The 12817-nt window shown below is 68.8% G+C and carries 11 protein-coding genes; 3 read left to right on the forward strand and 8 right to left on the reverse strand.

Translation table 11 applies throughout. From position 1 onward, the window contains the following. Nucleotides 1–23 precede the first annotated feature (23 nt). From ACVTJA_RS25390 to ACVTJA_RS25400, 3 genes are all read right to left on the reverse strand, one after another. On the reverse strand, nucleotides 24–2384 hold the full coding sequence (locus ACVTJA_RS25390; RefSeq protein ID WP_465839866.1) for a hypothetical protein: 2361 nt from the start codon (nucleotides 2382–2384) through the stop codon (nucleotides 24–26). Between the two features lie 158 nt (nucleotides 2385–2542). Then, nucleotides 2543–4135 (reverse strand): sigma-54-dependent Fis family transcriptional regulator, encoded by a 1593-nt coding sequence (locus ACVTJA_RS25395; RefSeq protein WP_465839868.1) that lies wholly within the window; start codon nucleotides 4133–4135, stop codon nucleotides 2543–2545. Between the two features lie 15 nt (nucleotides 4136–4150). Beyond that, the gene (locus ACVTJA_RS25400; RefSeq protein ID WP_465839870.1) at nucleotides 4151–4984 is read right to left on the reverse strand and encodes an MBL fold metallo-hydrolase; all 834 of its coding nucleotides are present in this window, start codon (nucleotides 4982–4984) and stop codon (nucleotides 4151–4153) included. A 305-nt stretch (nucleotides 4985–5289) separates the two neighbouring features. Here ACVTJA_RS25400 and ACVTJA_RS25405 point away from each other — a divergent pair, with 305 nt between their 5' ends. Beyond that, complete coding sequence (locus ACVTJA_RS25405) at nucleotides 5290–6084, forward strand: hypothetical protein (protein WP_465839872.1); 795 nt, start codon at nucleotides 5290–5292, stop codon at nucleotides 6082–6084. Between the two features lie 132 nt (nucleotides 6085–6216). Here the strand turns inward: ACVTJA_RS25405 and ACVTJA_RS25410 are convergent, their stop codons facing one another. The 4 genes from ACVTJA_RS25410 to ACVTJA_RS25425 all read right to left on the reverse strand — a co-directional run bounded on the left by ACVTJA_RS25410 (nucleotide 6217) and on the right by ACVTJA_RS25425 (nucleotide 10314). Beyond that, nucleotides 6217–7680 (reverse strand): M4 family metallopeptidase, encoded by a 1464-nt coding sequence (locus ACVTJA_RS25410; protein WP_465839874.1) that lies wholly within the window; start codon nucleotides 7678–7680, stop codon nucleotides 6217–6219. A gap of 197 nt (nucleotides 7681–7877) precedes the next feature. Then, complete coding sequence (locus ACVTJA_RS25415) at nucleotides 7878–8900, reverse strand: serine protease (protein ID WP_465839876.1); 1023 nt, start codon at nucleotides 8898–8900, stop codon at nucleotides 7878–7880. Between the two features lie 122 nt (nucleotides 8901–9022). After that, the gene (locus tag ACVTJA_RS25420) at nucleotides 9023–9958 is read right to left on the reverse strand and encodes an MBL fold metallo-hydrolase (protein WP_465839878.1); all 936 of its coding nucleotides are present in this window, start codon (nucleotides 9956–9958) and stop codon (nucleotides 9023–9025) included. A gap of 32 nt (nucleotides 9959–9990) precedes the next feature. Continuing rightward, a complete protein-coding gene (locus ACVTJA_RS25425; RefSeq protein ID WP_465839880.1) occupies nucleotides 9991–10314 on the reverse strand; it encodes a hypothetical protein in 324 nt (107 codons plus the stop codon). Nucleotides 10315–10469: 155 nt separating this feature from the next. Between ACVTJA_RS25425 and ACVTJA_RS25430 the strand changes: the two genes are divergently transcribed. Together ACVTJA_RS25430 and ACVTJA_RS25435 are read left to right on the forward strand one after the other, a co-directional pair. Next, nucleotides 10470–11072: a TetR/AcrR family transcriptional regulator gene (locus ACVTJA_RS25430; RefSeq protein WP_465839882.1), complete on the forward strand. Its 603-nt coding sequence runs from the start codon at nucleotides 10470–10472 to the stop codon at nucleotides 11070–11072. Nucleotides 11073–11222: 150 nt separating this feature from the next. Beyond that, nucleotides 11223–12257, forward strand: a complete 1035-nt coding sequence (locus ACVTJA_RS25435) for an NADP-dependent oxidoreductase (protein ID WP_465839884.1) — start codon at nucleotides 11223–11225, stop codon at nucleotides 12255–12257. A gap of 79 nt (nucleotides 12258–12336) precedes the next feature. On the opposite strand, the gene rnk is transcribed toward ACVTJA_RS25435, so the two are convergent. Beyond that, nucleotides 12337–12753 (reverse strand): nucleoside diphosphate kinase regulator, encoded by a 417-nt coding sequence (gene rnk / locus ACVTJA_RS25440; protein ID WP_465839886.1) that lies wholly within the window; start codon nucleotides 12751–12753, stop codon nucleotides 12337–12339. Between the last annotated feature and the right edge of the window lie 64 nt (nucleotides 12754–12817).

Genomic DNA, 12817 nt, shown 5'->3' on the forward strand with positions numbered 1-12817 from the left:
CCCAATGCTTCAAGCCCGGTGTCTCAGGCCCCGGTGCCCTTCGCCGTGGAGAACACCAACTGTTCCCCCCGGTCCGCCATCGTCACGGTGAAGGTCCGCTCCACGCTGGCGAGCCCCATCGGCGTGGCCTTCGCCAGCTCCGACAGCAGTGAGCCCGCGGCGCGCAGGTGGAACCCCGTGTTCCACATGCCTTCCAGCTCACCGAACACGGTGCGCAGCTCATCCGGCGCCTTGCGCTCATCAATGGCCCGGCGCAGCCGCACCATGCCCGCCACGAAGGCCTGGCACTTGGCCAGCGTGCCCGGGTTCTTCTCGATGACCTGCGCGAACGAGAAGCTGCCGCTGTCCGGACGCCACTCGCTCTCGATGAGCAGCAGCTCCTTCCCAATCGGGTCCTTCTTCAGGAAGTACTCGGCGATCTGCGCCGCGCGCGACGGCGGCAAATCGCGCGTCATCATGCTGCCCTTCTCCTGCACCTCGCGCAGGTACGTCTCCCAGATGGGCGCGTACACGGAGCGGCGGAACTCCGCCGAGGCCCGCGGCGTCTGCTCGCTCCACGGCAGGGCCCGCGCCAGCGCGCGTGAGAACGTCGCCACGTCGAACGACTGCATCTGCGGCACCAGCGCGCGGAACGTGTCGTCCGCCATCTTCAGCTCGAGCCGCGTTTCAATCGGCTCCTTGCCCGTGTCGTTCTGCAGCGTGCTCATGACGGCGGCCGCGTCCACCGCGTCCAGCACGCCCCACACCACGGCGTCATCCACCGCCGCCTGGAGCTCCTTCCGGGTCATCTTCTTCTGCCGGCCCCACAGCATCAGGTGCAGCCCGTAGCGGAAGTCCGACGCCACCGGAGCAGGGGAGAACCGCTCCATGTCCGCCTTCAAGTCCACCACCCACTGCCCGCGGTTGCCCAGCAGCTTGTCCTCGTACCCACGCCGCCCGAGGAACGCCTGCCGCCGCGCGCCCTGGCCGTTCTCTTGCGTCACCCAGCTCTCCTTCCGGGTGCCGCCCGCCTTGAGCACCTCGAAGGAGCCGAGCCCCAGCGAGAAGCCATACGCCTGCTGCCGCGTCAGCGTGTTCGTGTGCAGGTAGTTGAGCAGCTCGACGGACTTCTGGTTCTCCGGCAGCTCCTTCATCCACTTCAGCAGGTCCACCAGGTTGCCCTTGATGAGCGAGCCGTGGAACCGCATCGCCGTGGCGTCGTCCACCACCACTTCCAGCAGCGTGGAGGACTCGGACAGGCGCAGGTACTCGTACTGGAAGCCGGCGGCAATCTGCGTCTTCGTCGCCTCGTCCAGCTTGCTCTCGACCTTCTTCTTGAAGCCGTCCCACGCCGCCTTGATGTTGGAGACCTCGGCCAGCGCCGGGTCCAATCCAATCCGCTCCAGCACGAGCCGCAGCGCCTGCTTCTGCGCGTCGTTCAGCTTCGCCTTGCTCGCCTTGTCCACCAGCGCGTCCATTACCTGCAACGCGGTGGCATCCGCCGGCAGGCCCGTCTGCTTCGCCAGCTCGCGCAGCGCCGGGCCCAGACTCGCTTCGAGCACCCGGCCGAGCTGTGCCTTCACCGCAGCCGCGTCCACGAACTCCACCTTGACGCTGAGCCCCGCGCCGAGCGTCGCCTCGCGCGACTTCGCCTTGCGCACGGCAATCTGGATGCGCCCGGGCTGTGGCCGCGAGAAGGTGAGCTGGAAGTCATCCGTGAGGCCGACCTTCGCGGACACGGCCGCCTTCACGTCCGCCTTGAGTGCCAGCAACTCATTGCCGCGCACGAAGGCAAGCTTGCTCAGGTTCCCCGTGAAGAGGTCCGCCCAGTTCAGCTCCAGCCGCGTCTGGAGATTGCCGCGCGCCTGCCACGACAGTGCGTCGCCCGAGTTGAGCTTGGCGATGTCCGTGGACTGCATCAGGCGCAGCTCGGCGAGGTCCATCCGCGCCGCCTCGCGCATGTTCTGGGCGAGCGGGTGCGCGCGGTAGTCGCTCAGGGTGACGGACAGCTCGCCCTCCGTGCCGCCCGCGAGGAAGGACAGATTCACCCCCGCCGCGGACTTCACGCGCGCGCTGATTTGATAGCGCATCCACCCCATGTCTCCGCCGAGCAGCAACTGTGGACGTGGCGCGCCCGGCGCGGGCTCCTCCTCGGTGGCCTCGCCCACCACGCGGTTCTCGTCCACGTCGCCGGGCGAGTTGAAGTTGCGGATGGATGCCTCGGCACCAGCCTCGAACGAGAGGGTGAAGTCCGTGAGGTTCAGCTTCGGCGGGAGGAGGTTCTCCTGCGTGAAGGTGCCCTGGGCGAGGGACACCTTGATGTCCTGGTCCACGAGCTTCACGTCGGGAACCTGTCGGGCCACCTCGTCCGGAAGCTTCGCCAGCAGCTTTTTGACCACCTTCATTCGGGTCCCCCTGGGCTATGGCCGTCGGCCATGGAGTTCGCGGCCCTCTGGTCGTACGCCGACCGGGGGGCGCGGAACAAGCCACGTGCCCGAAACGACAGGCAGTCAGCGGAAGCCTGCCCCCGGGGACAGGTGCCCGCGCACCCTCGCGCGGCGCGTCAGGCCTCGTCGCCCAGGCCGTACTCCTTGAGCTTCCGCGCCAGCGTGTTGCGGCCAATCTCCAGCACCTTCGCCGCCGCGGTGCGGTTGCCCTTCACCGCGTCCAGCACGCGCAGGATGTGGCGCCGCTCCACCTCCGCCAGCGGCAGCAGGCCCGCCTCGCCGCTCGCCGCCTGCGCCGGAGCCGCCTCTCTCTCCGCGGTGGCGGGAGCGGGCGAGAGCGGCGCGCGGTCCAGGTTGGGCAGCGGCAGGTGCTCCTCGAGGATTTCGCCCTCGCACAGCACCACCGCGCTCTCGATGCAGTTCTCCAATTCGCGCACGTTGCCGGGCCAGCGATAGCGCTTGAGACGCTCCAGCGCGGCGGGGCTGAGACGCGGAGGCTGCAGGCGGTGGCGCTTCGCCACGGCGGCGATGAAGTGCCGCGCGAGCCGCTCGATGTCCTCGCCGCCGCGCTCGCGCAGGGGCGGGAGCACCACCTCCACCACCTTGATGCGGTAGTAGAGGTCCTCGCGGAAGCGGCCCTCGGCCACCATGCGCGCGAGGTCCCTGTGCGTGGCGGCGACGATGCGCACGTCGACCTTCACCGCCTGGGTGCCGCCCACACGCTCGAACTCGCGGTCCTGCAGCACGCGCAGGAGCTTGCCCTGCACGGGCAGCGGCAACTCGCCAATCTCGTCGATGAACACCGTGCCGCCGTTGGCCGCCTCGAACTTGCCGGGCACGCGGTGGTCCGCGCCGGTGAAGGCGCCGCGCTCGTGGCCGAACAGCTCGTTTTCAATCAGCGTCGCCGGCAGCGCCGCGCAGTCCACCTTGATGAAGGGCTGGTCTCTCCGAGGTCCGTTGACGTGCACGGCGCGCGCGAACAGTTCCTTGCCGCTGCCGCTCTCGCCGCGCAGCAGCACCGTGGCGTCCGTGGGCGCGGCCTTGCGCACGAGGCGATAGATGGCCTGGAGCTGGGGCGACTCGCCGATGATGCGGTTGAAGAAGTAGCCGACGGGCGCCTGCGGCTGGTCCTTGGCGCGCTGGAGCTCTTGATAGAGGCTGGTGCTCTGCAGCGCGGTGCTCACCTGCGAGGCAATCGCGGTGAACCGCTCCGTGTCGTCCGCGGTGAAGGTGTCTCCGCCGCGGCGGTTGAGTACCTGGAGCACGCCGTAGAGCGCGCCGTCCGCGTCGCGCAGCGGCACCGCGAGCAGGCTGGTGGTGCGGTAGCCCGTCATCCGGTCGATGTCCGCGAAGAAGCGGCGCTCGCCGCGCGGGTCCGGGACGTTGATGGCCTGGCCCAGCTCGGCCACGGTGCCGGCGACGCCCTGGCCCAGCTTCACGCGAATTTGCGACACCTCGGGCAGGTGCGCCGCGCGGCTGAACAGCTCTCGACGTGCGGGGTCCAACAGCCACAGCGTGCCCCGGTCCGCCTGCATCGTCGTGGCGATGCGGTCCATCAGCGTCTGGAGGAAGGCATCGAGGTCCACCTCCCTCCCGACGAGACCGCCGAAGGGGAGGAGCACCTGCGTGACGTCCGAAGGCGGTTGGGGCATGGGGGGCAGCGGCGGAAGTACGAAGGCCGCGGCCTCACCATAGCATCCGGAGGGCATCGGGCCGTCCCCCTCTCAGGCCGCGCGGCCCAGGACGAGCCGCTGGCCCTCGCGCGCGGGCTCGCACACCGGGAAGAGCGAGCGGGCCTGCTCGGCCATGTCCTCCAGCACGTCGTCCGGGTGCGCCGGGTCGTGGTGGAAGAGGCACAGCCGGCGCGCACCCACCATCTTCGCCACGCCCGCCGCGTCCATCATCGTCGAGTGGCCCCAGCCCTTCTTCGACATGCCCTTGCGGCCGTCGTACTCGTCGGGCGTGTACTGGGCGTCCAGGCACAGCACGTCCGTGCCCTCGAAGAGGCGCGCGACTTCAGGAGACATATCCTCCATGCGCACCTCCACGTCCGTCGCGTAGATGAACGAGTGGCCGTCCGCCTCCACCCGGTACGCGAGGCACCCCTGCGGGTGCGGCACGTCGATGGGCGTCACCTTGAACGGGCCCACCTCGATGGGCTTCGCGTGCAGCGCCGAGCGGAAGTCCATGTGCGAGCGCATCGTGGACAGCGGCACCGGGAAGTGCGGCGGCTGCATCTGCGCCGAGAGCTCGGAGAGGAGCGCCTGCGCGCCATTCGCGCCGGGGCCGTACATGACGAGCTCGGACGTGGGCAGGTACGCCGGCGTGAAGAAGGGGAAGCCCTGCACGTGGTCCCAGTGCAGGTGCGAGAAGAACATGGTGGCCTTCTGGGGCGCGCCCTCGCGCATCATCACTTCCCCCAGCGCCCGGATGCCCGTGCCCGCGTCCAGGATGAGCCGGTGGCCCTGGCTCGTCACTTCCACGCACGCCGTGTTGCCGCCGATGCGCGAGCCCGACACCGCGATGCTCCCCCGAACCCCGTAGAACCGGACTTCCATGATGAGCCTCCTAAAGTGGGGGACATCCTCTTCGGACGTCCTGACACCCGGAGGCATGAGCACGGAAAGTGCCAAGTCTAAGTGTTTGGATTCATTGGGGACGGAGTGCCCGGTGTCGGGCCCTGCACCATTCTGGATCGCCACCGGATGGCGCGTGCGCGCCAAACCGGAGCATCCGGGCTGACGGGGGTTCCGGCTCTGGGACGTGGGATGTGCGGAGGTATTCAATCACGCCTGGACGGTGGGGCGGCCGGAACGACGTACGCCCGGAGTCCGGAGCTAGATTCGCGCGGATGAGGCTCCTCGTGTTGGTTCGTCCCTCCACGTCCCCGGAGGCCGCGGCCATGGACGTCGCCGAGCTCGCGGGCATCTCGCGGCAGGACGCGCGGATGCGTCTCGTCGTGGAGCCTCCCGCGCCACTCGCGCTGGTTGCTCCTGGCGAGGCGGCCGCCGCGGTGGCGCGGCTGGGCCGGATGGGGCTGGCCGTCGTCGCTCCGCCGATGCCACCTCTCTCGGACGCGCAGTACACGGTGGCGCGCACGGTGGCAGTGAGCCCCGAGGTGCTCTCCGTCCGTCCACGCGATGGCGCCTCCGTCGAGCTGCCCTGGAGCGAAGTGGGCGCCATCCTGCGGGGCGCCGTCGCCACGCGCACGGAGAAGGAGTCCGTTCAGAGACAGGTGAACACGACGCTCGGCATGTCCCTGGACGGCAGCATCACCGCCCGCAGCGAAGTCATCAGGACGTGGGAGACCTCGGCGGACGAGGACACCGAGCAGCTCATCCAGGTCTTCGGCAGGGGAGGTCAGCGCCTGTCGCTGCGCGAGCGCTCGCTGGACTTCTCGGGCCTGGGCCAGGAGAAGGCGGCGACGCGCTTCCAGAACACCGTCCACCTCGCGAGGCTGTTGAAGGAGAAGGCACCGCACGCCTTCTACGACGAGCGCCTGGTGCGGCTCGGGCGCCGCCCGCTCCCGGTGTTCCTGAGAGCCCACGACAGGGGGCAGTCCACCTCGCCCACCACCCAACGCACCGACACCCGCCTCACCTTCGAGCTGTTGTCCGAGGCGCTGTGGCTCGCGGTGTGCGAGGGGCTCCTGCCCTGAGGGCTCGGCTCGGTTCGACGCTTGGTGGTCGACAATCTTCCCACCAGGGACGCGGGTGCGCAGGTCGAAATGCGAAGGCCGGCCCGCCCACTGGGGACGGACCGGCCTGGAGCACATGCTACGTCGCGGGGCTCAGTTCACGCTGACCGCGGACCAGGCGGCGGCCACGGCCTTGTACTGGGTGCTGGTGGAGCCGTAGAGGTCCGTCGCCGCCTTCAGCGTGGCCGTGCGGGCCGCCGCGTAGTTGGTGGTGGACGTGAAGTACACGGTGAGCGCGCGGTACCAGATCTTCCCCGCCGCGTCGCGGCCGATGCCGGTGACGGCCGTGCCGTTGCAGGTGGGGCTCGCCGGGCTGGCGGCGGAGCCCTGCGACAGCAGGTAGAAGAAGTGGTTGGCCACGCCGCTGGAGTAGTGCACGTCGATGGAGCCGATGCCGCTGTACCAGCAGTCCTTCGACGCGCCATCCAGCGAGGGCTTGTACATGTAGCGCAGCGCGTCCCCGGCCTTGTTGGGCGTGTAGATGCGCTCGCCGATGAGGAAGTCGCCCGGGTCGTTCGCGTTGGCGGCGTAGAACTCCACCAGCGAGCCGAAGATGTCGCTGGTGGCCTCGTTGAGGCCGCCGGACTCGCCCGAGTAGACGAGGCCCGCGGTGCGGCTCGTCACGCCGTGGGTCATCTCGTGGCCGGCCACGTCCAGCGCCACGAGCGGGGTGAAGGTGGTGCCGTCGCCGTCGCCGTACGTCATGCAGAAGCAGGAGTCGGTCCAGAACGCGTTGTTGTAGCGCGTGCCGTAGTGCACCTTGCTGTAGCCGGTGCGGCCCGCGCCGTCGATGCCGTTCCGGCCGTGCACGTTCTTGTAGTAGTCGTACGTCGTCTTCTGGCCGAAGTGCGCATCCACCCCGGCGCTCGCGGCGTCGCTGGTGGTGCCGCTGCCCCAGACGTTGTCGGCGTCGGTGAAGATGGTGCCGTTGTTGGTCGTGTAGAAGCCGCTGCCACGCGTCGTATCGCGCATCTCGTAGCCGCTGGTGATGGAGTTGGTGCCGATGCTCACCGTCCCCAGGTAGAGGCTCTTGCCGGAGCCGGTGGCCGCGGCGGTGTGCACGCCATCCCACGAGCCGCGCAGCTCACCGGTGCGCGCGTCCACCAGCACGTGCAGCTCGCTGGGCGTCTGGTCCGACTTGATGCCCTCGAGCACCACCTCGTACGCGAGCCCCGGAGCACGCTCGGGCCGCGCGTCGATGATGAGCTCCGCGCTGGACGGGCCGCTGCGCTGGCCGACGAAGGCCGCATCGGCCAGCACCGTCGCCGCCGCGGCGTCGAAGGAGGGCAGGGTGGAGAGCCCGCGCAGCGCGGACGGCGCCGCGAAGTCCACCTCGGAGGCGCGGCCCGCGTGGTTGTGCACCACCAGGTCACCGCCCAGCACGCGCAGGCCCCCGAACGAGCGGTCGAAGCGCACGTGCTCGGAGCCGTTGTCGTCCACGATGACCGTGCGCGCCGTCAGCTTCTCGGAGGCGTCCGCCTTGGCGACCAGCTTCATCGCACGCGAAACGACGGCCGACTGCTCGGAGGAATCCGTCAGCTCACGCGACGTGTTCACGGGTGTGTCATTCGCATCACCACATCCCACAGCGCACAGCGCAAGCGTCGCGACAGCAGTCGGCAGGAATCGCTTCATTGGGCGGTACTCCCAGGCGGGGTTGGACGGCGGCCGACTTGTACGGGCTATCCGGATTAAGCTCAAATTAAGTTAAATTACGGAGTTCCTGGCTGGGTGGGTCCTGATTACCCGAGTGCCTATTCGCAGCGAGCGCCCTGGGTGAAGGGACCTCCGGTGACGGAGCCCTGCCGCGCACAGACGACGGAGGTCGAGTCCTTGTTGAGGAAGAGCGACACGACGTCGTTGTTCGAGCTGATGTACTGGTACGTGCCGCTGAAGTAGGGATTGGAGAGGGTGTATGTGTAGAGCGGCGCGGTGTTTGTCTTCAGGGTGATCCAGCTCGCGTAGAGCGACACGCGCGCGTACTGGGCCGGGTACTGGGGGTTTCCGCAGCTCGTGCCCCAACTGACGATACCGGCCAGGACGCGCGTGCCATTCTTCAGCACCGTGAGGGGCCCGCCGCTGTCTCCGTCGCAGGGGCCCTTGTTGGGCGTGGTCGTCGAAATCAGATCCGCGGTGAATGGCACGTTCGGGTAGTACGTCTGCGCCAGGGTGCCGCTCAGGATGCTCACGTCCGCGGTCTGCAACACATTGGAGCCCGAGCCGGGCTTGCTGAGCAGACCCCAGCCGGTGACGCGCGCGGTGACGCCATGGGCGGTGACGCCCGAGGCCGAGTCGTCCGGCGACACGAGGCCGATGGCCTTCACATTCGGACCACTCAGGTCCAGGGGCGTGGACAGACGTAGCAGCGCCACGTCCTTGCCGCTCGTCACGGCGTTGGTGAAGCCAGGATAGACGACCACCTGGGCGACCGTGCGGAGCTGCCCGGAGGTGCTCATCCCACTGACCGTGGTGCTTCCCGCCCCCACGCGCGCGGGTGGGGTGATGACACCGCCCGCGTTCACACAGTGCTGCGCGGTCAGGATCCAGCTCGCGTTGACCACCGAGCCGCCACAGAAGTGTGAGCCCGAGCTGTTCTGGAGCGACACCTGCCAGGGATTGTCACCAATGGCCGCGTTGGTGCCGCCGATGATGTCCTGCCCGGCGGACGCGAGCGGCTCCACCGGTGAGGGCCCGTCGAGCACTTCCGGACCACACGCAATGATGAGCAACATCCCACTGGTGATGAACGTGCGACGAACGAACCTGCTCGGGGACATGGACGACCTCGGAACCGCGGGGGAGTGAGGCCGCTCCAGTGTGAAATCGGCACCACCCGAGGTCAATGCGGGCACCGTGAGGTCACCCGGCGGAGCTGAGGCTGGGTGGAGCGCGATTGACGCTAGGGATTGGCGGGAACGGCTGTCAAACCTCGCTGCATCGAGGCCTGGCGCGCCCACTCCGCGCCGAGGAGCAGGCGGAGGAACTGGGGAAACTCGCGCCCCGGGTAGCGGTGGACGACCGCGTCTGTCATCCGCGCGAAGGTCTCCGGCGTATACGCACCCTGCGGGTGTTCCGCGGCGACGGCATCGATGACGGAGTGGAGGTACTCGCGCTGCTGGTCGATGAGCTCGGGGCCGCCGGGGCGTCCGTGCCCCGGGTGGACCCATTGGGGCTTCAACGCGCTCAGCTCATCCAGGCGCTGAAGCCACGCGTCGGTGCTGCCGTTGTCGAACCAGCTGTGGCTGCCATTCGTCACGAGGTCGCCTGTGAAGAGGTGGCCCTCCCACTCGACGACGACGTGGGCCGGGCTGCACCCGGTGCCGAGCACGTGCGCCTTCACGGTGATGCCGCCGGCGCTCAACTCCGTGGTGCTGCCGCCGAAGCTGTCGGGGAGGGTGAGGGTGCGCGGGTAGAGCGCGATGGCGTACTTCTGGAAGAAGACGGGCCACCAGCGCTCGTGAGCCTCGGGGATGCGCTCGCGCACCTGCTCGGAGGTGACGACGGGGACGCCGAGGTCCTTCACCCAGGCTGTGCCGTTGAAGCGGTCCGGGCTCGGGTGCAGGACGATGGCGAGCTTCACCTTCTTGCCCGTCTTGTTCTCCGCGAAGCGGATCTCCTTGCGCAGCGCCGTGGGCACGAGCTGCGTGTCGATGAGGATGAGCCCCTCGGGGCCTTCAATCCAATACGACGCCGTCTTGAAGGACCACTGGCCCGAGACGTACTCGCCGACCCGTTCATCTCCCTGCTCCTGGACGGAGCTGGAGTACCAGTGGCCGTCCTCTGCCGTTCTCGGGGCAGCACACCCACTCACGAGGAGCACGGCGAGCGCAGTCATGAACAGGCGTCTCATTGCCGCGAGCATGGCCCTCACTTCTCCAGCGGCTTCGCACGGACCTTCGTCCGGCCGCTGCCGACTTCGAGGCACAGATTCCAATCGCCCTTGCGCAGTGCCTCCGAAGGATCGGGCTCCAGCCAGCGCCGCAACAGGCGGTTGTAAGCCGCGTATTCGTTCTCGTCGTCGTGTTCGAGATTCAGGTCGGCCATGCTGTCCTTCCACTCCTCGTACAGGCGCTTCTGCTCGGGCGTGGGCCGGTACGGCTCGCCGCCCCAGTAGTCGACAATCTTCCCACCGGGGACACGGGTGCGCAGGTCGATGAGGGCTTCGTCGATGTCGCGTCGGCGCGGATGCATGACCGCGCTTCTACTACGCGGCTCGGAGCAGCCACCGCGCCCCGGCCGTGGACCCCGCGCCTGAAGCGGGGCCGTCGAAGTCACCGGAATCCGGCCGGTTGTGCGGGCTGCTGAATCACTAGACGACCGGTCTAATGGTCGTTAGATCCGGCCCCATGAACGTGACTGCCGCTCCCACGGACGTTCGCCGGCACATCCTCGACGTGGCCCACTCGCTGATGCTGCGCAAGGGGTTCACCGCGGTCGGCCTGACCGAGGTGCTCGCGGCGGCGAAGGTGCCAAAGGGCTCGTTCTACCACTACTTCGGATCCAAGGAGGCCTTCGGCGAGGCGGTGCTCGAGGCCTACTTCACCGACTACCTGGCGCGCGTGGACACACTGCTGACGGCGCCGGGCACGGCCGCGCAGCGGCTGATCAACTACTTCCACGACTGGCTCGACTCGCAGACCGGTGAAGAGGCGCAGAGCCGGTGTCTCGTCGTCAAGCTCGGCGCGGAGGTCTGCGACCTGTCCGAGAGCATGCGCGCGGCGCTGGACCGCGGCACTCGTGGCATCACCGAACGCCTGGCTCGCTGCATCGAAGCGGGCAGGGCGGATGGCTCGATACGGGCCGTGGCGGACGCACAGGTGGCCGCGGTCACGCTCTATCAGACCTGGCTCGGTGCGAGTCTGCTCGCGAAGATCACGCGCAACCGCGCGCCGCTGGACACGGCCATGGCCGGCACGCGGCAGATGCTGGGCCTGACGCACGACGCTTGAGGCGGGAGCGGCACCTGCGTTCCCGCCTCTTGCTTTGAGCTTCTTCTAGACGACCGGTCTTTTGGCCGTCTCGCACCGTTCGCGCTCGCTCGAGCCGGGGCGCGTAGCGCGCCCGCCGAATGATTCCCCCACAGAAGCAGGAGCAAACCCATGCCACAAAGCGACACCGTCAATCGCCGCGTTGTCCTCGCCGCTCGTCCGCGCGGCCTGCCAACGCCGCAGGACTTCCGTTTCGAGGAGGCCGCTGTCCCGACGCCCGGCGAAGGACAGGTGCTGCTGCGCACGCTGTACCTTTCGCTCGACCCATACATGCGCAACCTGATGGACGAAGCCGGCACGAGCTACGCATCCGCGGTGCCACTGGGCGAGACCATCGTGGGCGGCACGGTCAGCCGCGTCGTCGCTTCCAAGCATCCGCGGTTCCGCGTCGGAGAGCTGGTGCTTGGCAACTCCGGTTGGCAGGACTACGCGCTGTCGGACGGTCAGGGGCTGACCCCGCTCGGTGACCTGGCACAGCCGTCGCTGGCGCTGGGCGGGCTCGGCATGCCGGCGTTCACCGCCTACGTCGGCCTGCTCGATATCGGCCAGCCCAAGCCGGGCGAGACCGTGGTCGTGGCGGCGGCGACGGGTGCGGTCGGCGCGGTGGTCGGGCAGATCGCCAGGCTCAAGGGCGCGCGTGTGGTCGGCATCGCTGGTGGCGCCGACAAGTGCCGCTACGCGGTCGAGGAGCTCGGCTTCGACGTCTGCCTCGACCGCCGTGATCCACGGATGGCCGAGCGTCTCGCCGCCGCATGCCCGAAAGGCATCGATGTCTATTTCGAGAACGTCGGCGGCGAGGTGTTCGACGCGGTGCTGCCGCTGCTCAACAACGGCGCGCGCGTGCCGGTGTGCGGGTTCATCGCGCACTACAACGACGAGACGCTGCCGGCAGGCCCGAACCGGCTGCCGCTGCTGTTGGAGACGGTGCTGCAGAAGCGCATCCGCATGCAGGGCTTCATCATCCTCGACCACTACGCCGACCGCGTCGACGCCTTCCGCCGCGACATGGGCGAGTGGCTTGCCGCCGGCAGGGTGAAGCTGCGCGAGGACCGGGTCGACGGGCTGGAGAATGCGCCGTCGGCATTCATCGGCCTGCTCCAGGGGCACAACTTCGGCAAGCTCGTGGTGCGCGTCGCCGACCGTTGATGCGCCGCCAACGCGCTCTGAAGCGCGGACTCCGCCGCCCTCGCGGCCCGGGTGGGACGAGGGCGGTGAGCCGGGCACGTCAGAGGTGGTAATGCCCCGCGGCCTCGGGCTGGTACGGCACCGCGACGACGCGCAGGCGCCGGGTGCGTCCGCCCGGCATGGGCCACGAAATGGACTGCCCCACCGAGAGGCCGATGAGCGCGCTGCCGACGGGAGCGAGGACGGAGACGCGGCCATCGTCGCTGCTGGCATCGCGCGGGTAGACGAGCGTCACCTGCCGGCGCTCCCCCGTTTGCTCGTCCTCGAAGATGACGGTGCTGTTCATCGTCACCACGTCCGCGGGGACTGCTTCCGAGGCCACTACGCGGGCCCGGGCCAGCTCGACCTCGAGCAGCTCCGCGAGCTCTGCCGTGCGGCCGCCTCCATGGTGGTCGATGACGTCGCGCAGGCGCTCCAGGTCGGTCTCGGTCACGATGAGGGATTGCTCGGGGTTCATGGCTCCAGGCTCCCTTGAATGGAGATGGGGTTGAACCTCGAATAACGGCGGGCGCGCGGGACTA

This window comes from Pyxidicoccus sp. M6, assembly GCF_055568925.1.

Coding starts and splice junctions, on each gene's coding strand:
- ACVTJA_RS25390 (WP_465839866.1), bottom strand. CDS start 2,384: ATGAAGGTGGTCAAAAAGCTGCTGGCGAAGCTTCCGGACGAGGTGGCC.
- ACVTJA_RS25395 (WP_465839868.1), bottom strand. CDS start 4,135: ATGCCCTCCGGATGCTATGGTGAGGCCGCGGCCTTCGTACTTCCGCCG.
- ACVTJA_RS25400 (WP_465839870.1), bottom strand. CDS start 4,984: ATGGAAGTCCGGTTCTACGGGGTTCGGGGGAGCATCGCGGTGTCGGGC.
- ACVTJA_RS25415 (WP_465839876.1), bottom strand. CDS start 8,900: ATGTCCCCGAGCAGGTTCGTTCGTCGCACGTTCATCACCAGTGGGATG.
- ACVTJA_RS25420 (WP_465839878.1), bottom strand. CDS start 9,958: ATGACTGCGCTCGCCGTGCTCCTCGTGAGTGGGTGTGCTGCCCCGAGA.
- ACVTJA_RS25425 (WP_465839880.1), bottom strand. CDS start 10,314: ATGCATCCGCGCCGACGCGACATCGACGAAGCCCTCATCGACCTGCGC.
- ACVTJA_RS25430 (WP_465839882.1), top strand. CDS start 10,470: ATGAACGTGACTGCCGCTCCCACGGACGTTCGCCGGCACATCCTCGAC.
- ACVTJA_RS25435 (WP_465839884.1), top strand. CDS start 11,223: ATGCCACAAAGCGACACCGTCAATCGCCGCGTTGTCCTCGCCGCTCGT.
- rnk (WP_465839886.1), bottom strand. CDS start 12,753: ATGAACCCCGAGCAATCCCTCATCGTGACCGAGACCGACCTGGAGCGC.